Here is a 26,097-nt window from a genome sequence, read left to right on the forward strand (position 1 = left end):
AAGGGTATTTTTTATGCTGTCACACTGGTTAATCGATGTTGACGATTTTGCTAATCCAGAATCTCTTTCTTTGTTCCAAAAAGACCTTCCGCTAGATTGGATAAACCAAGCTTTATCTGAAACGAACAAAGCGAGTATGCGTCGTAGAAAGTTACCTGCCGAACTTGTTGTATGGTTAGTCGTTGGTATTGGTCTCTATCGAGATAGACCGATTACCGATGTACTCGATAAACTCGACCTCAAATTGTCTAACTCATTGGGTGAGTCTATTGCACCTAGTGCGATTCCCCAGGCGAGAAAGCGCCTCACCGCTAAACCTTTAGAGTCATTATTCTCAATCACAGCAAAGCACTGGACACAGTCGGAAGATGCGGGTGATAAATGGAATGGTTTGAGCCTATTTTCAATTGATGGCACACAGTTTAGAACGCACGATAACCCAAGCTTAGCTGAGCATTATCAATATGTTTACTACCGAAAAGACAGGCACACTGAATATCCAATCGTTCGAATGTGCGCACTCACATCCCTACGGAGTCGACTTATTCATGATGTGGCTTTTGGGGAAAGTTCTAAAGGTGAAATTAGCTATGCAAAAGATTTAATTTCATCAGCTGTCCCGAATTCATTGACCATTTTTGACCGTTGCTACCTGAGCGCAGAGCTTATGCTTAACTGGCAACGAGAGCATGGGACAAGTCACTGGATGACGCCCATAAAGTCGAATGTGAAGTATGAAACCATCGAGCAACTCGATGATGATGGGCGAGATCTGATTGTAGAGATGAAAGTCTCTCCACAAGCTAGAAAGCAAGACCCGAGCCTCCCGGAAACGTGGAAAGCGAGGCTGGCTCTATACCCCGATGATGGTGAACAACAACCCAATCATATACAAGGGCTGCTGACTTCTCTAACAGATAGAAAATACAGTTTAAAATCATTATTAGACGTGTACTTCGAAAGGTGGGAAATCGAGAAGAGTTATGGCGAGATTAAGCATGACATGCTTGAAGATGAAATTCTGCTCCGCAGTCAATCTGTAGAGGGTGTAAAGCAAGAGGTATGGGGTATCCTTATCGCGTATAACTTAATCCGTCTGGAGATTAGCCGAATAGCAAAAGAGGCAGAAGTCTCACCACTTAGGATAAGCTTTACGATGGCACTTCGAGATATTCAAGATGAGCTAATGTGGTGTGCTATCGCTTCTCCAGGTTCTATTCCCAAAAAGCTGCGAGCTATGAGAGAGCGAGTGAAACGTTATATTTTGCCCGAAAAACAAAAACGGCCCAAAGGTAGGACCGTTCGTTTTAGTAAGACTCGCTACACTGTGCGATCTAAACACCTTAAATGATAGGTGTTGGCTAGAGAGCCGCTTTTTGAAAGAGTTGTCGCTGTTATTTGTGATTCAGAAGCTTAGCAAGCAACGAGTAAACGGCTTAGCAAGTCACGTGGAGGCTGGTTTAGAACGTGACTTTAAAGTTCATACCAACAAATTGAGAATCGTATGGTGCGCCTGCGTCGTAGGCAAATCGCGCTGCGTCTTGGTTATCCCACCAAGGGTTAGTATTCAGGTTCACTTCTGCGTCACCGCCCCATGCATCACTTACCCAGTAATGGATATGGCCAACAGGGTTTAGGAAGAATAGAGACACATCCCCCATGGTTTGAGAGCCCATCACTTCGCCACCTGAAGCAACGATGTCTTGTTCTGCTTCTAGCATCATTTCACCGACAACGGCACCGAAGAATGGCGTGATGAAGAGATCTTGCCAGGAAGGTACTTCCGCGAATGCTTCTACGCCGTATTCCCAGAAAAATGTCGACATGGTCCAAGAGTATAGGAAAGACTCAAATTCATCGTAACCCGCGTGGCGAGCCGCGGTGTAGTAAACCCCACCGAAATACGGGTGCATCACGTAATTTAAGAAGTGCTCATCACGGTCCCATACTGGGCCATCAGAAACGTTATCTTTCCACTTTTTACCTAACGAACTGATATCACGTTGGTCATCATCCCACTTAGTGATACTTTCAGGGAGAAGAGTCATTAGACCTACTGTCGCGACACTTAAGCCAAGAATAGTGTAGGTTTGACCCATTAGGTAATCCCAATCTTTCTCCTGGCTCACCAACAAATGTTTTGGTTGTTGGATTGAGAAGTCGTACTCGTCACTTGGTTCGCTCAGTGCGTAATTGGTACTAGGCTTGTAGGTGTACAAGTTGTCATTAAAACAGTAATCTTGAGCACATTCATCCGAGTAAGAAAGGTTGATTGGTTGGTCGAAGTCGTATTGGCTTGCAACCGAGTTAACTGACATTAGCATTGAAAATGCAGCAGTAACCTTTGCTAGTAACGGTGATTTGGCCACAAGGGTCTCCATGAGAAAGTTTGGAATTGATCAGGGTCACAATTATCTATTAAATGCCTGATTTAGGGAACTAATAATTTATCGCTTTTCCTAAGAAAACCTTAGGTTTAACATGATTAATATTAGTGAAAAGGCGAATTGTTCCAAATTCAACCATAGACCAGTTTGTAAATAATGCAGTGTCTTTTTATGACAACAAGGGATAGAAATATGACGAAAATCGCAATGTTAAGCACAGGTGAAGAAGTTCTTCATGGAGACATTGTAGATACAAACGCAGCTTGGATGTCTGCTGAGTTTTATCAGCATGGTTTTGCTCTTGCTAAGCGTTCAACCGTGGGTGATCAAATGAATGCTCTTGTTGAAGAACTGCTGATGCTGAGCTTTAACTATGATGTGGTTATCGTTAATGGTGGCCTAGGGCCGACAACCGATGACATGAGTGCTGCAGCGGCAGCTACTGCTTCCGAGCAGAAACTCGTCATGTTCCCTGAATGGCTTGCTCGTATGGAAGAGATGTTCTCTGGACGTGGTATGCCAATGCCTGACAGTAATCTTAAGCAGGCACTGCTTCCTGCTAGCTCAGAGATTGTCGATAACCCAGTTGGTACTGCGTGTGGTTTCAAACTTAAAATCAACGATGCGACTTTCTATTTCACGCCGGGTGTCCCGAGTGAATTCAAACGCATGGTGACGTTTGAGATTCTTCCTGATTTATCGCGTACATACCCTCAAGTGGTTGCTTCTGAATGCAGCAGGCTGTTTACGTTTGGTTTATCTGAGTCCGGTATCTCTGATGTGTTAGACCAACTGAAGCTTCCTGAAGGCTATGAGCTAGGTTACCGCTCTTACCTGCCATTTATTGAGGTGAAGCTGTTTGGGCCAAAATCTGGTTTAGAAACTCGTGTTAAGTTAATGCAGATGGTTTACAAACTATTAGAAAGTAACGTAGTCAGTGTTGACGAGCCGATGATTGACCATATTGGCCACATCATGGCGGAAAAAAAGAAGACGCTATCTGTGTCTGAAGTGTCGACCAAAGGCGCACTGTCAGCGTGGCTGCAATTGAATGAGCAGGTTGAAGATTGCTTTGGACATTCGTGGGTGATGGCTGAGCCAAAAGAGAGCGAACTTGAAAAGAGCGATCCGTTAGCCGCAACCTTTGCTCTGGCTGGAGCAACAAGAGAGAAATGCGGAACTGAATTGGCTTTGGTGACTGGTAAGCTGGAAGGCAATACATTCAGCGTTGCATTGTCGACTGAAGCAGGCGAATGGGGTCAGGTGCTTGAATTTTATCGCCAGTACTCGCGTGAAGATCAACGCAACGTGATTAAGACCGTTGCCGCCGATATGTTGAGAAGGCATCTAGATAACAAACCGATGTTCGGCACATACTCTTCAGTTAAGCGATTGAAAGACATGTTTATTCCGGCGACTATTATTAAGTAAGCATTTAGGCGAACTCACGGAGCCTGTACTGGAAATGCTAGGAAAAACGAAATAAAAAGGCCCAACATCTAAATAGGTGTTGGGCCTTTAGTTTATCTAGCCTTCTAGATAACCAAACCAGCAGCGATGTTTACACGTAACTCATGTCTGTAAGAACTCGATTACAAACCGCTTGTCATGTGTAGGCTGTAGAACAAACCACGGCCGATTAACTCAGAAGCTAAGAACAGTACCAATGCTAGGCTTAGGTTTACTGGATTCACTTTTGCTTTGTTCAGCATAGGTAGAATCCAAATCAGTAAGCTTGCCATCAGTAATGCAACTTGAAGAATCACATAGCTGCCTAAACCGTCAACCAACTCAGATGCTTTTGCTGCTGAAGTTTGGATGTCACCGATTAGGTTCAGTTTGCCTACTGTCACAAGTAAGCTTATCGCAACAGTAATTACAGCCAACATGGTGATGTTACGGTCAACCGTAAAGTGGCTGTCGTTTGCGAACACAAGAACGAACTGAGATAGCAACAAACCACCCACAACCATCGTCATGATGAAGCTCAGTGGTGTATAGATGTTGTCCCACGTGGGTACGGTGTTGATCATGTATACGTTGATCATCGCATACATGAAGATAACACCCAGTACCATCGCGCCAACCATCAGTGCTTTCTGGATAGCTACGCCACCTTTCTTAACCACAGACAATAGCCATTGCAGGCCACCGGCAGCGAAGAATGCCGCACCGAAGAACACTTCGTTAGACAACCAAGCCGAACCGAGCTGATTAAAAGCGTTAAACGCGCGCAGTGGAGAGCCAAGGTGCGTTGTCGAGAACATGAAGCCAAGACCCATTAGTGCCCATAGAATGAACATTGGAACCTTGTAGCTGTTCAGCTTCTCTTCGTCATGACCTAGTACCAGTGCACGTGCGCCAATCAATAAGTAACCACCCACTGCTGTTTGAGCCAGCACCGTAAAGAAGATTAAAGACCACTCATGAAAAATCATCTTAAACCTCCTTCGGGTTTGCTAGGTGACCACTGGTATCGCCAGTAGGCTTCGCGTTTTTGTTCAGTTTAATCACGATGTTTGGCAGCGTTTCATTTGAAGATGGCAGTGGTGCTACATCTGCACCAGAACCGTACTTCTCGCGAAGTGTGTTGATTTCACCAAACTCCAATGCACGAAGTGGGCAAGACTCAACACAGATAGGTTGCTTGCCTTCAGAAACACGTTGGTAACAACCATCGCATTTGGTCATGTGACCTTTCTTCGCATTGTATTGCGGTGCGCCGTAAGGGCATGCATTACTGCAGTGCTGACAACCAATACAAACACTCTCATCAACCACAACCAAACCGTCTTCATCACGCTTGTGCATCGCGCCCGAAGGACACACTTTCACACACGCAGGGTTAGTGCAGTGGTTACAAGCGATAGATAGGTAGTAAGAAAAGACATCTTTCTGAACCCAGGTATCGCCATCTTGAGTGAAGCCACCACCTGCGTATTCGTATACGCGACGGTAGTTCGTTTTGATGTCTAGATCGTTATAATCTTTACAAGCAAGCTGACAGGTTTTACAACCCGTGCATTTACTTGAATCAATGTAAAAGCCGTATTGTTTCATTCCAACCTACCTTATGCTTTGTTTAGCGCTTTGATTTGAACTAGGTTTGTATGCTGAGGGTTACCCTTAGCAAGTGGGCTCGGGCGCTGAGTGGTCAGCACGTTAATAGAGCCTGCATGGTCGATCTTCTGACCATCGGGTGCGTACCATGCACCTTCGCCTAGTGCGACAACTCGAGGAAGAATCCTTGGTGTCACTTTCGCTGGAATATGTACTTCGCCACGGTCGTTGAAAATACTCACCATGTCGCCGCTTTCAATACCACGTTCTTTCGCATCGATCGGGTTGATCCACAACTCTTGTGGTGCCGCAGCTTTGATCTCTGCAACGTTGCCGTAAGTTGAGTGCGTACGAGCCTTGTAGTGGAAGCCCGTTAGCTGAAGTGGGTACTTTTCTGCTAGTGGATCGTTATGACCTTCAAACGAGTCCGCGTAAATCGGAAGTGGGTGAATCACTTCGTCTTCTTTCAGCTTCCACGTTTTCGCGATGTCAGCCAGTTGCTCTGAGTAGATCTCGATCTTGCCACTTGGTGTAGTCAGTGGATTCGCTTCAGGGTCTTTACGGAAATCTTCGTAAGCGATGTAGTGGTGGTCGTAGCTACGCTTGTAGATACCCAGCTCTTTCATATCTTCGAAGGTTGGCAGTGTTGGATCGTTCTTACGAGTTTCAGCGTAAAGATGCTCAATCCATTGCTCTTGAGTTCGACCTTCTGTGAACTCTTTTTCTACGCCCATGCGCTTAGCAAGTTGCGTACACATCTCGTAGATAGATTTTGCTTCAAACTGAGGCTCAATCGCTTTCTGTGCGTAGATGAAGTAAGGCATGTTCGATGCTTTACCATCCATACACCAGTCGTCTTGCTCTGATGTGGTTAAGTCAGGCAGGATGATGTCGGCGTATTTCGCTGAAGAGGTCATGTGGTTATCAACTACAACAATCATTTCACACGCACTCTCATCTTGAAGAATCGCGTGCGTCTTGTTGATGTCTGAATGTTGGTTGATGATGCAGTTACCTGCGTAGTTCCAGATCATCTTGATTGGGTTCTTAAGGCGCTCTGCACCGCGAACACCATCAGTGATGTCTGTCATTTCGTGGTGACGGTGAATTGCGTCTGTCCACATGAACATTGAAATTGATGTTTCAACAGGGTTTGGCACAGTCGGGAAGCGAACAAACGGAATGTTGATGTCACTTTCACGAGCGCCTGTTGAACCGCCAGATACACCGACAGAACCGGTTAGTAGCGACAGCATTGCGATTGCACGACAAGCTAGCTCACCGTTCGCAGTACGTTGTAGGCCCCAACCTTGGTGGATAGCACACGGTTTCGCTGTGCCCATCTCACGGCCAAGCTTAACGATAGTATCAACCGGAATGCCTGTGATCTTAGAAGCCCACTCTGGTGTCTTCTCTACGCCATCTTCACCTAAACCTAGGATGTAAGATTTGTAGTCACTGTTTTTAGGCGCTGATGCAGGAAGGGTCTTCTCATCGTAACCGACACAGTATTTGTCTAGGAAAGGTTGGTCGACTAGGTCTTCAGTGATCATCACGTGTGCAAGACCCGCTACCAATGCAGCATCCGTAGAAGGGCGAATTGGGATCCACTGATCTTCACGGCCACCGGCAGTATCGGTGTAACGTGGATCGATGATGATCGTTCTAGCGTTTGATTTGTTTTTGCTTTCTACGTAGTGGTGGATCAGACCGCCGCCAGACATGCGAGTCTCGGCAGGGTTGTTACCAAATTGGATGTTAAGCTTAGTGTTCTCTAAGTCAGAGAAAGAGTTGTTGTTTGCCCAACCACCGTAGGTGTAGCTCAAGCCTTTCGCGATTTGCGCTGTTGAGTAGTCACCGTAATGGTTTAGGTAACCACCACTTAGGTTCATTAGACGCGCAATCAGCGTTTGTGCTGGTGGCCAAGACTTAGTTACCGTACCACCAAGCGTACCTGTGCCGTAGTTTAGGTAGATAGTGTCGTTACCGTAATCTTTGATAAGGCGTTGCATAGTGCCAGCGACTTCATCAAAAGCCTCTTCCCAGCTAATACGCTTAAACTTACCTTCACCACGTTTACCCACACGTTTCATTGGGTATTTCAGGCGATCTGGGTTGTAAACACGGCGGCGCATAGAGCGACCACGTAGACATGCACGCACTTGGTGATGACCGTATTCGTCAGTACCCGTGTTATCTGTTTCTACGTATTTGACTTCACCGTTTTGTACATGCATACGTAGTGGACAGCGAGAGCCGCAGTTTACTGTACATGCACTCCATACGATTTTCTCATCCACATTCTCAGCAACCGCAGCCGCTACTGGTTTGGATTTGAAAGGTAAAGCGATACCGCCCGCAAGTGCGGCTGCACTACCTACTGCAGAAGAAGCTTTCATGAAGCCTCTTCGAGTAAGGTTCATTACCCCAGATTCTTTCTTATTCGTCATTCTAAGATGCCTTTTGCTATTGATGGTTAGTACTTTATAGGTAGTTTGTTCTTTATTTTTTTATTTTGGATTGTTGATTGATTGGCATCAAATAAGAGCGAAATTTAAATCTTATGAATCGAATGTATAAAATAGATCAAAGAATTAAAGCGTCTTATTTATATAATTATCTTTAAACCTATAACGGTATAAATAATAATGATTATCGATACGCATAAATTATTGGGTTCGCTATTTTATCAAGCGACAAGTAAAGAACAGTTGGTCACCATTGTTGAAGCTTTGGTTGAGAGCGAAGTGCTCTCTGAAGAATGCTTGCAGGCATTGAGAAGTGAAGATGAAGATGCGCTCGCAGCAGAGTTCAGCCGCTTGTTCGAAGGTGTGGGAGACATGCCAGCTCCGCCTTGGGGGTCTGTGTACCTAGATAAAGACCGTGTGGTGTTTGGTGCATCGACTGTGGAATATCGACAGTTTCTAGAATTAAACCAAATTGAATTGGATACAGGTTTAAGAGAGCCAGAAGATCAATTTGGTTTAATGTTATTCGCTCATGCGTATTTGTTAGAAAATAATAATATTAATTCAGCTCGTGAATTGCTTGAGTGTCACTTATTACCTTGGTCTTCTACTTATTTAGATAAATTAAATACAGCATCAGATTTATCATTTTATAAGAAGCTATCAAGTGATGTAATAAATTGGCTTAATCAATTAACATCTGAATATAATTTAAACGTTGCCACTAAAAAGTTATATATCGACTAATGTCTGAGCAAATAAATTCGAATAGGCGTGGTTTCTTAACTCGACTCTCTAAGCCAGTTAAAGCTGCTGCAAGTTATGAAGAGAAATCACAGCGCTTACATGCTAGACCACCTAGGGCTGTCGATGAGGTGCTGTTTGAGCGTCTTTGCGACAGTTGTGGACTGTGTGAGCAAGCGTGTCCGAATAGCGTGATTGAGACGCTAGAGGGTAGTGCGCTGTTGAATTTGGATTACAACAGTTGTTCTATGTGTAACAAATGCACTGAAGTGTGCCTAACTGGCGCACTTCATCCAACGGTCACGCCTTATATCGACCTCAAGCCGAGCTTTGCTGATAGCTGCAATAATTACATGCAAATGGACTGTTCAGCATGCCAAACTGCGTGTTCAGCAGGTGTGATACACATTGAAGTAGGAGAGTTGCCTACAGTGGACAAAGATAAGTGTAACGGCTGTGGAGAGTGCCGAAGCGCTTGTTATATTGGCTCTGTGACTCTTAACCTGACTCAGCAATAAACGTTTGGTTTTGTATGACACAAGCGAACAGGAAGATTTTGGTTGAGTGATAGACGAGTTGTTTCAGATACCTAAAGACATAAACAGAAAAGGGTCCGCACTCCTAAAGGAAGCGGACCCTTTTTAATTCTTATTGACGATATTCGAACAAAGCGACCTAAAGCCAGTTGGCTTATGCGCGTTTTTGCTTGTTTCTGTGAATAACGTTACTCAGCGATAGCTCAGTCTTTGCTTTACAGATACAAGGTAATATTTCATTACCTTGCGTGTAAGCCATAGCAAAACCAACGTACTCGACTTCCCCAGAATCCAACGTGCAACGACAAGCGCCACAATGCCCATCTCGGCAGTTGTATTCTGGCTCTAACCCAGCTTGTTCCATTGTTTCCAATAGAGTGTTTGAAGGGTTAGATTCAATCGAAGTCAGCTTGTTGATTTTGATTGTTGGCATTACAGCTCGAATCCTTCAAAGTCGTCAGCTTTTACTTCGTTGTCGATCTGACCAACTAGGTAAGAACTGATTTCAGCTTCTTGTGGAGCAACTTGTACGTTATCTGAAGATAACCATGCGTTGATCCATGGGATTGGGTTCGACGTTGCTTCTGGGTAAGCAGTACCTAAACCAACCGCTTGCATACGGATGTTAGTGATGTACTCAACGTATTGGCAAAGAATGTCTTTGTTCAGACCAATCATAGAGCCATCTTTGAATAGGTATTCTGCCCACTCTTTTTCTTGCTCTGCTGCTTCTTTGAATAGGTCGAAACACTCTTGCTTACACTCTTCAGCGATTTGCATGAATTCGAAGTCATCTTGGCCATTACGCAGTAAGTTAATCATGTGCTGTGTACCAGTAAGGTGAAGAGCTTCATCACGAGCGATTAGCTTGATGATCTTCGCGTTACCTTCCATTAGCTCACGTTCAGCGAATGCGAATGAACATGCAAAACTCACGTAGAAACGAATCGCTTCTAGTGCGTTTACAGACATTAGACATACGTAAAGCTTCTTCTTCAGGTCGTGAAGTGAAATCTTAACGTCTTCGCCGTTAATGTTGTGGTTGCCTTCGCCGTAGCGGTGGTAGTCAGCCGTCAGCTTGATTAAATCATCGTAGTAAAACGCGATGTCTTTCGCACGCTTCAGGATCTCTTCGTTTTCAACGATGTCGTCGAATACTACACCTGGATCATTGACGATGTTACGGATGATATGTGTGTAAGAACGAGAGTGAATCGTTTCAGAGAAAGACCAAGTCTCAATCCAAGTTTCAACTTCTGGTAGAGATACCAGTGGAAGTAGGGCAACGTTAGGGCTGCGGCCTTGGATAGAATCTAGAAGCGTTTGGTACTTCAAGTTAGAGATGAAAATGTGCTTTTCATGCTCAGGAAGCTTGTTGTAGTCGATACGGTCGCTAGATACGTCTACTTCTTCTGGACGCCAGAAGAAAGAAAGCTGCTTCTCGATCAACTTTTCGAAGATTTCGAATTTTTGTTGGTCGTAACGTGCAACGTTTACCGACTGACCCAAGAACATTGGTTCTTTTAGTTGGTCATTTTTTTGCTGAGAAAAAGTGCTGTAAGCCATAAATGCCTCAAATCCTTTAAAGACCCGTAATAAAACGGGCCCTGTTAATGCTTTAAACCCAGAGAAGATAACTCTTCTCTGGGGTCTTAATGTTTATTGCGGTTTAGATCTTACAACCGCCGCCTTCACAATCTTCTTCCGGCACTTGAACTGCATCGCCTTGGTCGTCTTTAGCACCATCACGAGTGTTATGGTAGTAAAGCGTCTTAACACCGTACTTGTACGCTGTAAGTAGGTCTTGAAGCAGCTTCTTCATTGGTACTTTACCGCTGTCGTAAACACTTGGATCATAGTTAGTGTTTGCAGAGATAGCTTGGTCAACGAATTTTTGCATGATACCCACTAGGTGCAGGTAACCATCGTTCGAACCAATGTTCCAAAGTAGCTCGTAGTTCTCTTTAAGATTTAAGAAGTCAGGAACCACTTGCTTAAGGATGCCGTCTTTCGATGCTTTCACTGATACGTAACCACGTGGTGGCTCGATACCGTTAGTTGCGTTAGAGATTTGAGACGAAGTCTCAGAAGGCATAAGCGCTGTTAGCGTAGAGTTACGCAGACCGTGCTCCATGATCTCTTCGCGTAGCGTGTCCCAATCGTAGTGCAGTGGCTCTTCACATACTAAGTCGATATCTTTCTTGTAAGTATCGATTGGCAGTAGGCCTTTCGCGTAGTTGGTCTCGTGGAAAGATGGGCAACGGCCTTGTTCTTTCGCCAGTTCAACAGACGCTTTTAACAAGTGGTATTGAATTGCTTCAAAAGTACGGTGAGTCAGACTGTTTGCGCTGCCATCAGAGTACTTCACGCCGTTTTTCGCTAGGTAGTATGCGTAGTTGATGACACCCACACCTAGAGTACGACGGTTCATTGTCGACTTGCGTGCTGCTGGAAGTGGGTAGTCTTGGTAATCAAGCAATGCATCAAGTGCACGAACAACCAGTTCAGAAAGCTCAGCAAGGTCGTCTAGCTCGTTGATTGCGCCTAGGTTAAACGCTGAAAGCGTACATAGTGCAATTTCACCTTCGTCATCTTCTACGTTAGAAAGTGGCTTAGTTGGTAGCGCGATTTCTAGACATAGGTTCGACTGACGAACAGGAGCCACTTCAGAATCAAACGGGCTGTGTGTATTACAGTGGTCAACGTTCTGAATGTAGATACGACCAGTAGAAGCTCGCTCTTGCATTAGCAGAGAGAACAGCTCAACGGCTTTAACCGTTTCACGCTTCACTGAAGGGTCGTTTTCGTACTTAACATATAGTTCTTCAAAACGGTCTTGGTTTTCGAAGAACGCATCGTAAAGGCCAGGTACGTCAGAAGGTGAGAACAGGCTGATGTTGCCACCTTGAACAAGACGAGAGTACATGAGTTTGTTCAGCTGTACGCCGTAGTCCATGTGACGAACACGGTTCTCTTCAACGCCGCGGTTGTTTTTCAGTACTAATAGAGACTGAACTTCACCATGCCATAGTGGGTAGAATACCGTTGCCGCACCGCCACGAACACCACCTTGTGAACAACATTTTACTGCTGTTTGGAAGTATTTGTAGAAAGGGATACAGCCAGTGTGGAACGCTTCACCATTACGGATTTCAGAACCCAGCGCACGGATACGACCTGCGTTGATACCAATACCAGCACGTTGAGATACGTAACGAACAATTGAGCTTGCTGTTGCGTTGATTGAATCAAGGCTGTCACCACATTCGATCAGTACACAAGAGCTGAATTGACGAGTAGGCGTACGTACACCAGACATGATCGGTGTAGGTAGAGAAATCTTAAACGTAGACGATGCGTCGTAAAAACGTTTGATGTAGTCAAGACGAGTCGATTTAGGGTATTTAGCGAATAGACACGCAGCCACTAGGATGTAAAGAAACTGAGCACTCTCGTAGATTTCTTTTGTTACACGGTTTTGCACGAAGTATTTACCTTCAAGCTGCTTAACTGCCGCGTAAGAGAAGTCTAAGTCACGCTTATGGTCGATGTACTGGTCTAGCTCTTCAAACTCAGCTTTCGTGTAATCTTGCATTAGGTGGCTGTCATATTTACCCATATCGACTAGTTTTGAAACGTGGTCATAAAGCGCAGGTGGCTCGTATTCGCCATACGCTTTTTTACGTAGGTGGAATACTGACAGACGTGCTGCTAGATATTGGTAATCAGGAGTCTCTTCAGAGATTAAATCCGCTGCTGACTTGATGATAGTTTCATGAATGTCAGTCGTGGTGATGCCGTCGTAAAACTGAATGTGAGCTTTCAATTCTACTTGTGATACAGAAACATTGTGCAAGCCTTCAGCTGCCCATGTGATCACGCGGTGGATCTTCTCTAGATCGATGGTTTCTTTGCGCCCGTTACGCTTGGTAACAGTAAGTTGTTGGTTCATTCTGCTTAATTTCCCTAACAAAACTGAACAAGGCCGTGTTTTTGTGTATTTCTGTGTAATTTTTGTAAATTACGTGTCGGCTTTGTGATCTTGGTCTACCCATATATTGTAGTTCAAACACAACATATAGGGGTCATTTGTTTGTTGGGTTACAAGATAGTGCTACAACCGAACTTTTTCAAGGTAAAGAAATTGGGTTGCTTGTGGATAAGTGGTGGATTGAAAAAAAACTGTAAGTGACCACTAACTGATGAAGATAGATGAGACTTGATTGTATAAAAGTCGGCTTTTAATGATGCTTTATTTTTGCACGCCTATAAAAAAAAATCCCTTGATCTTTGAGCAAAATGGGCGATGGATTTTAGGCGATTAAATTTAAATCTAGGTGGTCAAAATGGAAGCTAGCGCACGAAATTTAGACTGAAAAAAGTCGCAAACTTATGTTAATTGCAACCTTTTTCATTAGTCTTTTTTAGAAAAAATTTTACGGTAGGATAGCTGATATTTTTTAAGCGAAATTTTGCGTATGCACGATGTAATTGACATCAACACTGCGACCTAATCGGTAAGTGTCTGTCAGTGGATTATAGTGCAGCCCAGTGATACCGAGTTCTTGTAGAGATGTATTATCAATCATCTTGATAAGTTCAGCTGGGCGAATGAACTTGTCATGCTCGTGAGTGCCTTCAGGAACTATCTTTAGTAGCTTCTCTGCACCAACAATCGCAAACAAGTAAGATTTAAAATTGCGGTTCAACGTAGAGAAGAAAACGTGGCCATCCGGTTTGACCAATTTTGAACATGCGGTGATCACTGATTGTGGATCAGGCACGTGCTCTAGCATTTCCATGCAAGTGACCACGTCGTAAGTTTGTGGATTCTCTTCTGCGTGGTCTTCAATGGTACTTTGGATGTAATCGAGCTTGGTGCCAGTTTCTAGTGCGTGCAAGCGTGCCACTTCAAGTGGTTCTTTGCCCATGTCTAGCCCTGTCACTACAGCACCTTCGATTGCCATACTTTCCGCTAAAATGCCACCACCGCAACCAACATCGAGCACTTTCTTACCAAACAAACCTTCAGTTTTTTCTAGCACGTAGTTTAGGCGTAGTGGGTTGATTTGATGTAGAGGCTTAAATTCGCCTTCTAGATCCCACCAGCGTGACGCCATGTCTTCAAATTTCTTGATTTCTGCTGGGTCTACATTCTGTGATTTAGTCATAATCGGCATTTCCAAGTTAAATACGGCATCCATGAAATTGCAGGCATTATAACTTGCCTTTTCGCCTTGACCAGAAGATCTACAATTTTGCGAACTTATTGGGTGTAAAGTGACCATGTTTCAGCGAGATATGATGCGGAGGTGCAATTTCTCATCAATTGATTGGCTACAAGGGTCACAAGATGGTAAAAGGAGAGGGAAAGTGATGCCTCCGTAGGTAAATTTGTGTTATATTTTTCGGTCTTATACGTATTCAAAAATACGATCTGACTATAGAGGGAAAATGGCTCTATGAGCGATCTAGCGAAAGAGATCACGCCCGTAAATATTGAAGATGAGCTTAGAGGTTCATACCTAGACTACGCGATGTCCGTCATCGTTGGTCGTGCCCTTCCAGATGTGCGTGATGGCCTAAAACCTGTACACCGCCGCGTTTTGTTCGCGATGAATGTACTGGGTAATGATTGGAACAAACCATATAAAAAGTCTGCTCGTGTAGTAGGTGATGTAATCGGTAAATACCACCCGCATGGTGATAGTGCTGTATACGATACTATTGTTCGTATGGCTCAACCGTTCTCACTGCGTTACATGCTAGTTGATGGCCAAGGTAACTTTGGTTCTATCGATGGCGACTCCGCGGCTGCAATGCGTTATACCGAAGTTCGTATGGCGAAAATTGCTCACGAGCTCCTGGCTGACCTTGATAAGGAAACTGTGGACTACGTACCGAACTACGATGGTACAGAACAAATTCCAGCAGTACTTCCTACAAAAATTCCTAACCTATTGGTAAACGGTGCTTCTGGTATCGCAGTAGGTATGGCTACCAACATCCCACCACATAACCTTGGTGAAGTTGTTGATGGCTGTTTAGCATTTATCAATAATGAAGATATTACTATTGATGAGCTAATGGACTATATCCCTGGTCCTGACTTCCCGACAGCAGCACTTATCAGTGGTCGTAAAGGCATCGTAGATGCTTATAAAACTGGCCGCGGTAAAGTTTACATGCGTTCAAAAGCGAATATTGAAGTAGAGAAAAATGGTAAAGAAACCATTATCGTTACTGAGATTCCTTACCAAGTAAACAAAGCTCGCCTGATCGAGAAGATTGCTGAACTGGTTAAAGATAAGAAAGTTGAAGGCATCAGTGCTCTACGTGACGAATCTGATAAAGATGGTATGCGTATTGTTATTGAATGTAAGCGTGACGCTGTCGGTGAAGTTGTATTGAACAACCTTTACTCACAAACTCAACTGCAAACAACTTTCGGTATCAACATGGTTGCGCTGAACAATGGTCAACCACAGTTGTTCAACATCAAAGACATGCTTAAGTGCTTTGTAGACCACCGTCGCGAAGTTGTGACTCGTCGTACTATCTTTGAACTGAAGAAAGCACGCGACCGTGCACACATCCTTGAAGCATTGTCTCTAGCACTTGCTAACATTGACGAAATCATCGAGCTTATCCGTAACGCTCCAACGCCTGCTGAAGCAAAAGCTGGTTTAGTAGCTCGCGGTTGGGAACTTGGTAACGTTGCAGCAATGCTTGAACGTGCAGGTACTGATGCGGCTCGTCCTGATTGGTTGGAAGACCAATACGGCATCCGCGATGGCCAATACTTCCTAACGGAAACACAAGCACAAGCTATTCTAGAGCTTCGTCTTCATCGCTTAACTGGCCTTGAACATGAGAAGATTCTAGACGAGTACAAAGCGCTTCTAGAAGAAATCGCTGAGCTAATGCACATTCTTGCAAGCACTGAGCGTTTGATGGAAGTTATCCGTGAAGAACTTGAAGCGGTACGTGAAATCTATGGCGACGCTCGTCGTACAGAAATCACAGCAGCGGTTCATGACATCGACATGGAAGAGCTGATTGCTCAAGAAGACGTTGTAGTAACGCTTTCTAACGCAGGTTATGTTAAGTACCAAATTCTAAGCGACTACGAAGCTCAGCGTCGTGGTGGTAAAGGTAAGAGTGCAACTAAGATGAAAGATGAGGATTACATTGAGCGTCTGCTTGTTGCTAATACTCACGATAACATCTTATGTTTCTCTACTCGTGGTAAGACGTACCGCCTGAAAGTTTACCAACTGCCTCAAGCAAGCCGCACCGCTCGTGGTAAGCCTATCGTTAACATTCTTCCTCTAGAAGAAGGTGAGCGTATTACGGCTATCCTGCCTGTCTCTGAGTTCTCTAACGAGAAATTCATCTTCATGGCAACAGGCGACGGTACAGTTAAGAAGACATCACTGGATCAATTCGCAAACGTACGTGCTAACGGCCTAATCGCAGTTAACCTACGTGACGATGATTCACTGATTGGCGTTGATATTACTGATGGTAATAGCGACATCATGCTGTTCTCTAAATCGGGCAAAGTTGTTCGCTTTAACGAGGACAAAGTACGTCCAATGGGTCGTACTGCATCTGGTGTTCGTGGTATGAAGCTTCCAGAAGACGATCAAGTGGTTTCACTGATTGTTCCTTCAAATGAAGGCGATATCCTAACTGTGACTCAAAACGGTTACGGTAAGCGTACTGAGTTGGCTGAATACCCAACGAAAGGCCGTGCAACGCAAGGTGTAGTATCTATCAAAGTCTCTGATCGTAATGGCCCAGTAGTTGGTGCTGTTCAGGTTGAAGAAGGCGATGAAATGATGATGATCACCGACGCAGGCACACTAGTACGTACTCGCGTGGCGGAAGTCAGCCAAGTTGGTCGTAACACTCAAGGTGTAACACTGATCCGTACTGCTGAAGATGAGAATGTTGTAGGTCTACAACGTATCGACGAAGTAGAAGAAGCTGAGATTGTTGAAGGCGAAGAAACTGAAGAAGCAAATGCTGACGCAGTAAACGCAGAAACAGTTAATGCAGAAGGAAAGGTCGTTTCTGAATCAAATGAAGAGCAAGCATCCGATGCTTCTGACTCTGAGAGTGATAGCGAGCAAGATACTGAGTAATCTCGATTACACTAAGTAATTAAGAGTACCAATGAAAAAACCGAGCCTAAGTGCTCGGTTTTTTATTACCTGTCATTTCATTTTTCTTATCAGTTCGTTTAGGTCTTAGAGCAGACCTTAACCTGTCGCTTTTATGCAAAAGTTTGAGCACTAAATCTCGAACGCTAAACTTTGATCAATAACGAGGCAGAACGAAAGCGATAGAGTAGGAGATAAAGCTAAATAAAAGGATGTGGAATGGATATCTGGTTGTTGGTTGCTTTACTATTAATGAGTCTGTTTTTTATCGCGTTTGTTATTGCCGCGAGCAAAAATGGCCGTCATTTAAAAGGCAATGCGATGATTTCGCTTATCGCTGTGGTTTTGAGTGTGCTTGTCTGGTTTCAGCTTAAACAAGAGTTACCTCAATTTCCTTTAGATGATAGCGATAGCTACACGGCAACAGATTTCCAAGATGAGCTTCAGCAGAGCCTTGAGCAAGACCCAAATCAATCCGATTTGTGGTTTAAGCTTGGTGGTGTGTACATGCAAAAAGGGGAGTTTGATGCGGCATTCACTTGCTACGATTATGCGATTCGATTAGATCCTCAAGCACCTTCTGGTATTTATGCTGCTAAAGCTACTGCACTTTATTACCTTAGCTCCCAGGCGATGAGTGATGAGGTCAAGAGGCTATTAAATCAGTCGATGCAGCTTGATCCAAACGATCGTACCGCCTTAATGTTGATTGCGACCGATCACTTCATTAGTATGCGCTATCGACAAGCGATCGATGCGTGGACTCAAATCCTCGATTCCAATCAAAAGGGCATTGATCGTGTTTCGATTATTCATTCGATCAACCAAGCCAAAGAGATGATCCGCTAGGCTTGGTCAATAAGCTTGTTGTTCCTGAATAAATTTTGAAACTATTTACCTTTGAAGTAATTCGACTCTAAAGTGATTAATTTCTAAAATCATTATTTTCCGTATCTATTGGCTTTCGATCATTTCAGTTAAACCACCTGCGTTATGGATTTGAGTAAATCCTTGATCACGCAAGAACTGATACGCTTGCCCTGAGCGATTACCACTGCGGCAATACAAAACGATCGGTTGGTCTTTCTCAATATTAGCAAAGTGAGTCGCTACTTCTGAAAGAGGGTAGTTGATGGCGTTGTCTAGATGCCCTTGTTCGAACTCTGCAGGTGTTCTTACATCAATGACTAATGCACCTTTCTCTATCAACTCCCACCCTGTCTCTGCGCGCTCTGATGCGTTAACGCCTGAACTGAGTAGTGTAATGCATAATGCTAAAAGCGAAAATAAGGTCTTCATTTTTGACTCCTTGAATTAGCAAACGGTCATTGGAAAGTACGTATTGATTTGAATGCTTCAAACCCAACACTGAATATTTAAAACAAAAAACCAGCCACACAACAATAGTGTGACTGGTTTTTACCTAACGGTCTATTTGAAGAAACTAGTATTCGTAGTTGGCTTCACGCTTTTCAGCTTGCTCTTCCCATTTAGGAACAACCGTGTCTAAGAAGTGCTGTTTCTCTGCGTTCATCTTATCCATGTCCATTCCAAGCGCTTTTTGAGCCGCTTCTTTGGTCGAGATATCTGGAATTTCGATTGGATCGGTGATGCCTTTCTTCGCCAGTAGACGAACAATTTTAGTTCGAGCATCCGCTGCGCGATCAACGGCAGTACCTAGTACTTCTAGAGCGATTTCAGGTGCGTGCATATGAATACCGTGAGACGCAATAGCGTAGTCCCAACGCCATTGAGCGTGACGGATATCCAGTAGGATAGGCTCCATCTCTTGCTCTGTCGCACCGGCTTCCCATGCCGCACCTGCTTCAAAGTGAGCGGCTACGATTTGCTTCTCAGCAGTCAGCTTCATGTTCAGAACTTGTGCTTTACGGCTTGAAACGATGTTACGCATGGTTTCTTTCGATTGAGTGTGACAGTTTGCACATGTATCTTCGAAGCGGTCGAATGGGTTACCCACTTTATGGTCGGTATAAACAGTGCCATCTTCTTTGGTCACTTTCGGCATATGACAGTCTGCACAGACGACTTTATTTTTGCCGTGGATACCTTCACGCCATGTTTCGAAACCAGGGTGCTGTGCTTTCAGCATTGGTGCTTTCGATACTTTATGAGTCCAATCTTTAAAGTTGATCGCATCATAGTAACGTTCCATATCGCCGACGGTTGTACCTTGGTCTCAAGGGAATTTTACGCCTTTGGTTGGCCCGGTGAAGTAGTATTCCACATGACATTGGGCACAAACTGAAGCTTGTTGGTCTAAACGGCTTTGCTCATCAAACTTTTTACCAATTGCTTCAAATGCACGTTCAACATAAGGACGAGTGACCTTCAGTGCTGGCTCACCATTTTTGAAGCCTTCGCTTTGGGTATCGTGACAGTCTGAACATCCAATAGGGTTAATGATCTCGTTACCAAGACGCGCCCATTTACCCTCGAAGTAACCATCTTCGCCACGCTCTTCGATAACACGCGCTACATCTGGGCTCTTACAGCTCCAACACGCCATTGGCATAGGGCCAGAATTTTCGTCCGTCGGTCCGCCAGTACGAAGTGTTTGTCGTACATCGTCAATCGCATAAAAGTGACCACGAGCCTTGTTGTAATCTTTTGCAAAGCCGTAGCCAGCCCACATGATAACCATGTTCGGATCTTCTTTTAGTGCGTCTTCAATGGTTTCGCTTTCTGACGTCTGTCTCCATGAATGATATTGATCTGGGTGATTTTGCTCGAACTGGTCGTTACGAGGATCGCCAATTTCTTTTTGTTCAGGCGCAGCAAAACTGGTCGCGCTTGCTAGTGATGCGCTAACCATTAATAGTGCTGTGACCGAATTACGTATCCAATGCTTTTTCACAGTGATATCTCCAATATACTGATTTTTATACCAAGCGTTGTGAGTTTGCTATTCAAATTAAGAACTGGAGAATTCCTGTTTATATTAATTCATAACTGAACACATTTTGTTACGTGTTGGATATAGATTGTCTCAGATCAATTTATGACAGTGACCTTAATCACGCTGAAGTTTATATAACCCTAAAGTGGTATTTAAAGTTAGATTGATTAGAATTTAACTGAGAATTATTATCATATATAACAAACAATTACCTAAATTGACCATGATGTAAATAGGGTGATTGCGTTCACAAATTAACCTGTCGAAATTTCATGTTACCCAATTAGAGGTATATTCTAACAATAGAAAGCGTTGTGGCTTATCCAAAATAAGAATTGATATCATTTAAGCGGTAATAATATCGTTTAAGGGTACTTTTGTTTAACCGGAATATTATTTAGTTGAGAGTTAAATAATGCCGGTATAAGGAAAGGATAAAATGGGCAATATTAAATTGGCCATAGTCATAATGCTTAAATCCCTTCTAGCATTCTGCCTCTATGGTTATTCCATTCATGCTGTTGCTGAGCCTGCTGTTACGCCAGTAGGAGAATCAACAAGACATGAAGTCGAATTAATCCGCGACAAAGACTACAAGTGTGTTCAATGCCATAAAGATTCAAAAGAAACGGTATTGGGTTCACATGGTGAAAGTGCACACGCTTTGCTTGGCCGCGAAGTAAATTGTACCGACTGTCATAGTTCTATTAGCCCCGATCACCGTGAAGGTGCACCTAAAGTGGTGAAGTATCGTGAGGCTCAATCACAACCTGGAACCGAGAAGGTTTTCTTAGACCCTAAATTAATCCTAGATGCCAATAGCCAATGTATCGATTGTCACCAACCTGATGATCTCCGCGAAGCGAGTTGGACTCACGATGTTCACGCGCAAAACTTAACGTGTTCAAACTGCCATGATGTTCATGCGACTGAAGCAAAGGTGTTGGGCTTAGATAAGAAGCAAACCATCAAGCTGTGTGTGGATTGCCATTCAGACTTCAACCAGAAGAAAGAAGAGGAGTAATCTATGAGTTGCTCAAGAAGAAACTTTTTAGCAGGCGCGGGTGCCGTTATTTTTACCACAGGTGTAGCGGGAACTGCGGCGGTAACAAGTCGCAAGACGCTAGCTAATGTTCAAGAAGATGGCACTAAACGTTATGGAATGATTCATGACGAAACCGCTTGTATTGGTTGTACCGCCTGTACCGAAGCATGTCGTGAAGTAAACAAAGTACCTGAAGGTGTATCGCGCTTAGAAATTATTAAGAGTGATCCCCAAGGCGAATATCCCAATGTTGATTACCGTTTTACTCGTAACTCTTGCCAGCATTGTGATAACGCACCTTGTGTGATGGTTTGCCCAACAGGCGCGGCCTACAAAGATGAAAAAACGGGCATTGTCGATGTGCATCAAGAGAAGTGCGTCGGTTGTGGTTATTGTCTATTGGCTTGCCCATACCAAGTGCGCTTTTTCCATCCAGAAAACAAGTCCGCAGATAAGTGTAACTTCTGTCGAGACACTAATTTAGCACAAGGGAAGTTGCCGGCTTGTGTCGAATCTTGCCCAACCAAAGCGCTGACATTCGGTGATTTGAATGACCCTAAGAGTGAGATAAACCGAGTACTTCAATCCGAGGTGGTTTACAGAGATAAAGCCTATCTAGGCACTCAACCAAAACTCTATAAAGTGCCACACCAAAAAGGGGAGATTTGATTATGAGTGCATGGGACGCAGCTTTTCAGTCTGGTACGGTGGTATGGGACTGGATTATAGCAATCTATCTATTTCTCGCGGGGATGTCGGCGGGTGCCGTAATGATCTCCATTTACCTAAAACGTAAGGTCATTGAAGGCGATCCTGCTCATAATGGTGTGCTAAAGGCCACGGCTTTTCTTGCGCCATTTGGGATCATTTCAGGTCTGCTTATCTTGGTTTTCCACCTGACAAAACCGTTATCCTTTTGGAAGATCATGATCTTCTATAACCCAACGTCAGTGATGTCGATGGGTGTGATCTTATTCCAAGTGTATATGGTGATCCTATTCCTTTGGATCGGCATTATATTCCGAGATCAAATTGTCGTGTTCTTGAATGACCAAGCATGGTTAAAAGGACGACTCGATTTTGTCGGTAACTGGATTGGCAAATTAGAGGTGGTTGAGAATGCTTTGGAAATATTCCTAGCGGTTCTCGCATTGATGCTTGCTGCTTATACGGGCTTCTTGCTGTCAGCTTTAAATACCTTCCCACTATTGAATAACCCAGTACTGCCGATCTTGTTCTTGTTCTCGAGTTTATCTTCGGGTGCGGCGGCGTGTATTTTATTTGGTGTGTTGGTCTTTAAAGAATCACCTCATAGCCCGAGTATTTCATGGATCCACGGATTCGAACGCCCGGTCGTGATGTTTGAGTTGTTTGTTCTTATTACTTTCTTTACTGGGCTGATCTTCGCTGGTGGTCAAAGTGAGCAAGCAGTCTGGAACGCAATCGGCAGTGGATTCTGGGCGAACTGGTTCTGGTACGGCGTCATCGGTGTTGGCATGGTTTTACCATTGTTGTTGAATGCAGTGACACCAACTTCAATTCGCCATAGCTCGGTGTATATTTTCTCCGTGACTTCGCTAAGTCTAATGGGCGTATTAATGCTGCGAACTTTTGTTCTTTACGCAGGGCAATTAACGCTCGCTTAAGTTTGTTAGTGAGTGGATGTTGGACAATTGACATCTGCTCACTAGATACCGTTTCGTTGAGCAACAGAAGCTAGTTGAGTAACAGGAGCTAGTTGGTCAATAAAAGCGAATAACGGTTTAACTTGGCTCTGCTCCGGTAGAGTCTTATTGAGGTGATATGGTCGGTTCTTTGGGGCTGTTTAGTTTAGTGTTGGTTGCTGTGCTCAGTAGCCTTATTGGCGTGCATTCGTTTTATCAAATGCTAAATAAACGGGCGCAAAATCTAGGCTTAATCCGTAGTTTCTCTCTTTCAAGTGCATTTTTTTCTCTCACTTCTGTCGCATTGCTTGGCTATGCCTTTGTCAGTGATGACTTCTCTATTCTCTATGTCGCTGAACATTCAAATACCCAATTACCCTCATTTTTTAAGCTTGCGGCCGTATGGGCAGGACATGAAGGTTCCTTGTTGTTTTGGGTACTGACGATCAGCGTCTGGTCTGGCGTGATCGCCTTACAAAAACACTATTCGAATGAATACCAAAGCCGAGTGCTGTGGGTGATGAACCTACTGCTCGCGATATTTGCTTGGTTCACGTTATTCGCATCAAATCCGTTTGAAATGAATTCGATCTTGCCGCTAGAAGGGCGTGACCTTAACCCAATGTTGCAAGATGTTGGTCTGATTTTTCACCCGCCATTGCTTTACCTTGGCTATGTAGGCTTTTCTGTGGTGCTGGCATTTGCAGTTGCTGCTTTGCTGGTTGATCCAATAGAATTTGATTGGGTTGTCCATTGCCGAAGTTGGTGTCTTGTTGCGTGGATCTTTTTAACTGCAGGGATCATTCTTGGCTCTTGGTGGGCGTATTACGAATTAGGCTGGGGCGGCTGGTGGTTCTGGGATCCGGTTGAGAATGCCAGCTTGCTGCCATGGCTTACTTCGACAGCTTTACTGCATAGTCTAGGCGTTGCCAAGGGTAAGCAACAGCTTCTTAAGTGGTCTCTTAGCCTTGCTTTCATTACATTTTGCTTGAGTATCTTAGGCACGTTTATTGTTCGTTCTGGCGTACTTACATCGGTACACGCTTTTGCAGTTGACCCAACCAAAGGTATCGCACTACTACTTATATTAGTGCTGGTGCTGGTGAGTTCATTTTCTCTGCTTATCATCAGAGAGGAGTCTTTTGAATCAAGTCCGATTACGAGTTTCGCCAGTAAGAGCTTTTTGAGTTTAGTCGCCGTGCTCATTTTTGTTTTGGCAACGACAGTTGTGGTGTTTGGTACGTTTTATCCAATGATCTTTGAACTGCTTGGGTTAGGGAACATATCGGTAGGTGCGCCTTACTTTAACCTACTGATTGCGCCTTTGGCTTTGCTCGCACTTGGTGTGATTGGTTTAGCCCCATTGTTGAGCGTTAAACCTCAAGCAACCAAAGGTGTTATTTTATTGTTAGCTGTGTTGTCGTTGGCATTGGGTTACGTTTGTTATTCATGGCAAGTGGAACAAGTCCAACGACAAGTGATGGTTTTGATGACATGGTCACTCGCATTTTGGGTTTTACTTACTCATGTTTATGGCTTAGCGGTAACGCGCAGTTCCAAGTTCCAACGCAAAGTCTGGGTGATGACATTTGCTCATGTTGGTATTGCGGTCTTGGCTATAGGCGCTGCAATGAACAGTTACCACTCGTTTGAGCGCAGCTATAAACTAAGCCCAGGTACACAAGTAGAGTTCATGGGTTGGACGCTTTCTCATCGGGATACTGAGCTTTATGTCGCCTCAAATTTTACCGCAGAGAAGGCGATACTTAAGCTAGAAACTGGCGAGCAAAGTTTGTCCATTACACCTGAAAGAAGACATTACCAAGTTCGAGTGATGAACATGAGCGAGCCCGCAATGAAATGGTTCTGGCATGGCGATGTGTATATCACCATGGGCGAGAAAATAGACTCAGCAGCCTATGCATTTCGTGTTCAATACAAGGCGTATGCGCGCTGGATCTGGTTTGGCGGGTTGTTCTCCATTATCGGCGCTTTACTCTCATTGACTCATCGTAAAAAGAAAACTGATAAGGCTGCACAGTATGCATACCAGCGTTCGTAACAAGCTAATTACTCTCATTGTCTTGGCATTAATAGTGGTGTTGGGATTTGTCTTTGCGCTTGACAGTAAGCAACAAACGACCAGCGTTTCAGAGCAAAAAAGGGCATTTCCAGAATTCATATCTACTGCGTTAGTGAATAGTGAAAGCGTCAGTGGTCAGCAGGAAATTACGCTCGCTGATGTCACACAGCATCCTTACCAACTGGTCAATGTATGGGCTTCATGGTGCGGTATTTGTAAAACGGAACATGCTTTTCTGACCGAGTTGCGAAAGAAAGGCATTCCAATTGTTGGGCTAAATTATCGGGATAATTCAGGGACAGCGATCAATGTGTTATTGAGCGACGGCAATCCGTACTCAGTAGTGATCAGTGATCCTCAAGGTAAACTGGCGCTAGAGTTGGGCGTAATTGGAACCCCTGAAACGTATCTAGTCGATGCCAATGGCCAGATCATTAAAAAGCTATTGGGCGTGATTAATGAAACGGTATGGAAAGATGAACTTGCGATGTATTTTGATGGTGTGAATGGATGATGAAGTCTCTAATACAAACGTTGTTTATGCTGTCAGCTCTTGTAGTGATTAGCCTTCCTACCATGGCTGAAGAGTTGTTTACTGCCAGTAATAAAGATACGAGTATTCAAGTTGAACTGTTTGAGTTTGAAAACCCAGAACAACAGCAACGTGCTATCAGCTTGGCGAAAACGTTACGCTGTCCACAATGTCAAAACCAAAATCTGATTGAATCCAACTCACCGATAGCAAAAGACTTACGCCTTATTGTGTTCAATATGGTGAAAGCAGGGCATAGTAATAATGAAATTACTCAATATATGACGGAAAGGTTTGGTGAATTTGTGCTTTATAAACCAGCAATGAACACCTCTAACTTATTGCTCTGGTTGATGCCAAGTGTTCTTTTTTTTCTATTTATATATTTATCAATAAAAAGCGTTAGAAAGAGCTCATAAAAATTATGTATTACTGTTTACGAATTGACCTGTATTTTGTAACATTAAAGGATTATAAAGGCTAAGCACTGTTA

General features: G+C 43.9%; 21 protein-coding genes and 1 pseudogene. 12 read left to right on the plus strand and 10 right to left on the minus strand.

Annotated features, from left to right (window positions below; all coding sequences use genetic code 11):
- The first annotated feature begins 13 nt into the window (after window positions 1-13).
- Window positions 14-1,351 (plus strand): IS4 family transposase, encoded by a 1,338-nt coding sequence (locus OCW38_RS05850; RefSeq protein WP_261893540.1) that lies wholly within the window; start codon window positions 14-16, stop codon window positions 1,349-1,351.
- Window positions 1,352-1,460: 109 nt separating this feature from the next.
- On the opposite strand, the gene OCW38_RS05855 is transcribed toward OCW38_RS05850, so the two are convergent.
- Entirely contained in the window at window positions 1,461-2,369 is a 909-nt protein-coding gene (locus tag OCW38_RS05855) for a DUF3943 domain-containing protein (protein ID WP_010438089.1), read from the minus strand.
- A gap of 210 nt (window positions 2,370-2,579) precedes the next feature.
- Between OCW38_RS05855 and OCW38_RS05860 the strand changes: the two genes are divergently transcribed.
- Window positions 2,580-3,818 carry a CinA family nicotinamide mononucleotide deamidase-related protein gene (locus tag OCW38_RS05860; protein ID WP_016789264.1) on the plus strand — a complete coding sequence of 413 codons (1,239 nt, stop codon included), beginning with the start codon at window positions 2,580-2,582 and terminating at the stop codon, window positions 3,816-3,818.
- A gap of 161 nt (window positions 3,819-3,979) precedes the next feature.
- Here OCW38_RS05860 and OCW38_RS05865 read toward each other — a convergent pair whose 3' ends face one another.
- From OCW38_RS05865 to OCW38_RS05875, 3 genes are read right to left on the minus strand one after another with little or no spacing between them, the layout of a single operon-like run.
- Window positions 3,980-4,825, minus strand: coding sequence for a dimethyl sulfoxide reductase anchor subunit family protein (locus OCW38_RS05865; RefSeq protein WP_016797532.1), 846 nt, complete (start codon window positions 4,823-4,825; stop codon window positions 3,980-3,982).
- 1 nt (window position 4,826) lies between these two features.
- The gene (locus tag OCW38_RS05870; RefSeq protein ID WP_016789263.1) at window positions 4,827-5,447 is read right to left on the minus strand and encodes a DMSO/selenate family reductase complex B subunit; all 621 of its coding nucleotides are present in this window, start codon (window positions 5,445-5,447) and stop codon (window positions 4,827-4,829) included.
- An 11-nt stretch (window positions 5,448-5,458) separates the two neighbouring features.
- A complete protein-coding gene (locus tag OCW38_RS05875) occupies window positions 5,459-7,897 on the minus strand; it encodes a DmsA/YnfE/YnfF family dimethyl sulfoxide reductase (protein ID WP_261895396.1) in 2,439 nt (812 codons plus the stop codon).
- A gap of 198 nt (window positions 7,898-8,095) precedes the next feature.
- Here OCW38_RS05875 and OCW38_RS05880 point away from each other — a divergent pair, with 198 nt between their 5' ends.
- Both OCW38_RS05880 and napF read left to right on the plus strand, forming a co-directional pair.
- The gene (locus tag OCW38_RS05880) at window positions 8,096-8,662 is read left to right on the plus strand and encodes a molecular chaperone TorD family protein (RefSeq protein WP_010438111.1); all 567 of its coding nucleotides are present in this window, start codon (window positions 8,096-8,098) and stop codon (window positions 8,660-8,662) included.
- On the plus strand, window positions 8,662-9,177 hold the full coding sequence (napF, locus tag OCW38_RS05885) for a ferredoxin-type protein NapF (protein WP_010438113.1): 516 nt from the start codon (window positions 8,662-8,664) through the stop codon (window positions 9,175-9,177). The genes OCW38_RS05880 and napF overlap by 1 nt, the downstream gene beginning before the upstream one ends.
- 172 nt (window positions 9,178-9,349) lie before the next feature.
- Here napF and yfaE read toward each other — a convergent pair whose 3' ends face one another.
- From yfaE to ubiG, 4 genes are all read right to left on the minus strand, one after another.
- Window positions 9,350-9,628 (minus strand): class I ribonucleotide reductase maintenance protein YfaE, encoded by a 279-nt coding sequence (gene yfaE, locus OCW38_RS05890; protein WP_010438115.1) that lies wholly within the window; start codon window positions 9,626-9,628, stop codon window positions 9,350-9,352.
- Window positions 9,628-10,761 (minus strand): class Ia ribonucleoside-diphosphate reductase subunit beta, encoded by a 1,134-nt coding sequence (nrdB, locus tag OCW38_RS05895; protein ID WP_004733365.1) that lies wholly within the window; start codon window positions 10,759-10,761, stop codon window positions 9,628-9,630. Before nrdB ends, yfaE begins: the two co-directional genes overlap by 1 nt.
- A 103-nt stretch (window positions 10,762-10,864) precedes the next feature.
- Window positions 10,865-13,147 carry a class 1a ribonucleoside-diphosphate reductase subunit alpha gene (gene nrdA, locus OCW38_RS05900; RefSeq protein WP_016769293.1) on the minus strand — a complete coding sequence of 761 codons (2,283 nt, stop codon included), beginning with the start codon at window positions 13,145-13,147 and terminating at the stop codon, window positions 10,865-10,867.
- A 508-nt stretch (window positions 13,148-13,655) separates the two neighbouring features.
- The gene (gene ubiG / locus OCW38_RS05905) at window positions 13,656-14,399 is read right to left on the minus strand and encodes a bifunctional 2-polyprenyl-6-hydroxyphenol methylase/3-demethylubiquinol 3-O-methyltransferase UbiG (protein ID WP_248370500.1); all 744 of its coding nucleotides are present in this window, start codon (window positions 14,397-14,399) and stop codon (window positions 13,656-13,658) included.
- Between the two features lie 258 nt (window positions 14,400-14,657).
- On the opposite strand from ubiG, the gene gyrA reads away from it, so the two are divergent.
- Window positions 14,658-17,345, plus strand: coding sequence for a DNA gyrase subunit A (gene gyrA, locus OCW38_RS05910; protein ID WP_010438123.1), 2,688 nt, complete (start codon window positions 14,658-14,660; stop codon window positions 17,343-17,345).
- A gap of 237 nt (window positions 17,346-17,582) precedes the next feature.
- Entirely contained in the window at window positions 17,583-18,212 is a 630-nt protein-coding gene (locus tag OCW38_RS05915) for a TPR domain-containing protein (RefSeq protein WP_010438125.1), read from the plus strand.
- A gap of 105 nt (window positions 18,213-18,317) precedes the next feature.
- Here OCW38_RS05915 and OCW38_RS05920 read toward each other — a convergent pair whose 3' ends face one another.
- Together OCW38_RS05920 and nrfA are read right to left on the minus strand one after the other, a co-directional pair.
- Window positions 18,318-18,662, minus strand: coding sequence for a rhodanese-like domain-containing protein (locus OCW38_RS05920; RefSeq protein WP_010438127.1), 345 nt, complete (start codon window positions 18,660-18,662; stop codon window positions 18,318-18,320).
- 145 nt (window positions 18,663-18,807) lie between these two features.
- Window positions 18,808-20,238 (minus strand): annotated as a pseudogene (gene nrfA, locus OCW38_RS05925) (ammonia-forming nitrite reductase cytochrome c552 subunit).
- 481 nt (window positions 20,239-20,719) lie between these two features.
- Here nrfA and nrfB point away from each other — a divergent pair.
- The 6 genes from nrfB to nrfF all read left to right on the plus strand — a co-directional run bounded on the left by nrfB (window position 20,720) and on the right by nrfF (window position 26,023).
- Window positions 20,720-21,304, plus strand: a complete 585-nt coding sequence (gene nrfB / locus OCW38_RS05930) for a cytochrome c nitrite reductase pentaheme subunit (protein WP_010438133.1) — start codon at window positions 20,720-20,722, stop codon at window positions 21,302-21,304.
- A gap of 3 nt (window positions 21,305-21,307) precedes the next feature.
- Window positions 21,308-21,994: a cytochrome c nitrite reductase Fe-S protein gene (gene nrfC, locus OCW38_RS05935; protein WP_261895403.1), complete on the plus strand. Its 687-nt coding sequence runs from the start codon at window positions 21,308-21,310 to the stop codon at window positions 21,992-21,994.
- A gap of 2 nt (window positions 21,995-21,996) precedes the next feature.
- Window positions 21,997-22,971 (plus strand): cytochrome c nitrite reductase subunit NrfD, encoded by a 975-nt coding sequence (gene nrfD / locus OCW38_RS05940; protein WP_010438140.1) that lies wholly within the window; start codon window positions 21,997-21,999, stop codon window positions 22,969-22,971.
- 157 nt (window positions 22,972-23,128) lie between these two features.
- A complete protein-coding gene (locus OCW38_RS05945; RefSeq protein ID WP_261895405.1) occupies window positions 23,129-25,051 on the plus strand; it encodes a heme lyase CcmF/NrfE family subunit in 1,923 nt (640 codons plus the stop codon).
- Window positions 25,032-25,586, plus strand: a complete 555-nt coding sequence (locus OCW38_RS05950) for a DsbE family thiol:disulfide interchange protein (protein WP_010438146.1) — start codon at window positions 25,032-25,034, stop codon at window positions 25,584-25,586. Before OCW38_RS05945 ends, OCW38_RS05950 begins: the two co-directional genes overlap by 20 nt.
- The gene (gene nrfF, locus OCW38_RS05955) at window positions 25,583-26,023 is read left to right on the plus strand and encodes a heme lyase NrfEFG subunit NrfF (RefSeq protein ID WP_016788537.1); all 441 of its coding nucleotides are present in this window, start codon (window positions 25,583-25,585) and stop codon (window positions 26,021-26,023) included. Before OCW38_RS05950 ends, nrfF begins: the two co-directional genes overlap by 4 nt.
- The last annotated feature ends 74 nt before the right edge of the window (window positions 26,024-26,097 follow it).

This window comes from Vibrio cyclitrophicus (genome assembly GCF_024347435.1).
Classification (GTDB): Bacteria; Pseudomonadota; Gammaproteobacteria; order Enterobacterales; family Vibrionaceae; genus Vibrio; species Vibrio cyclitrophicus.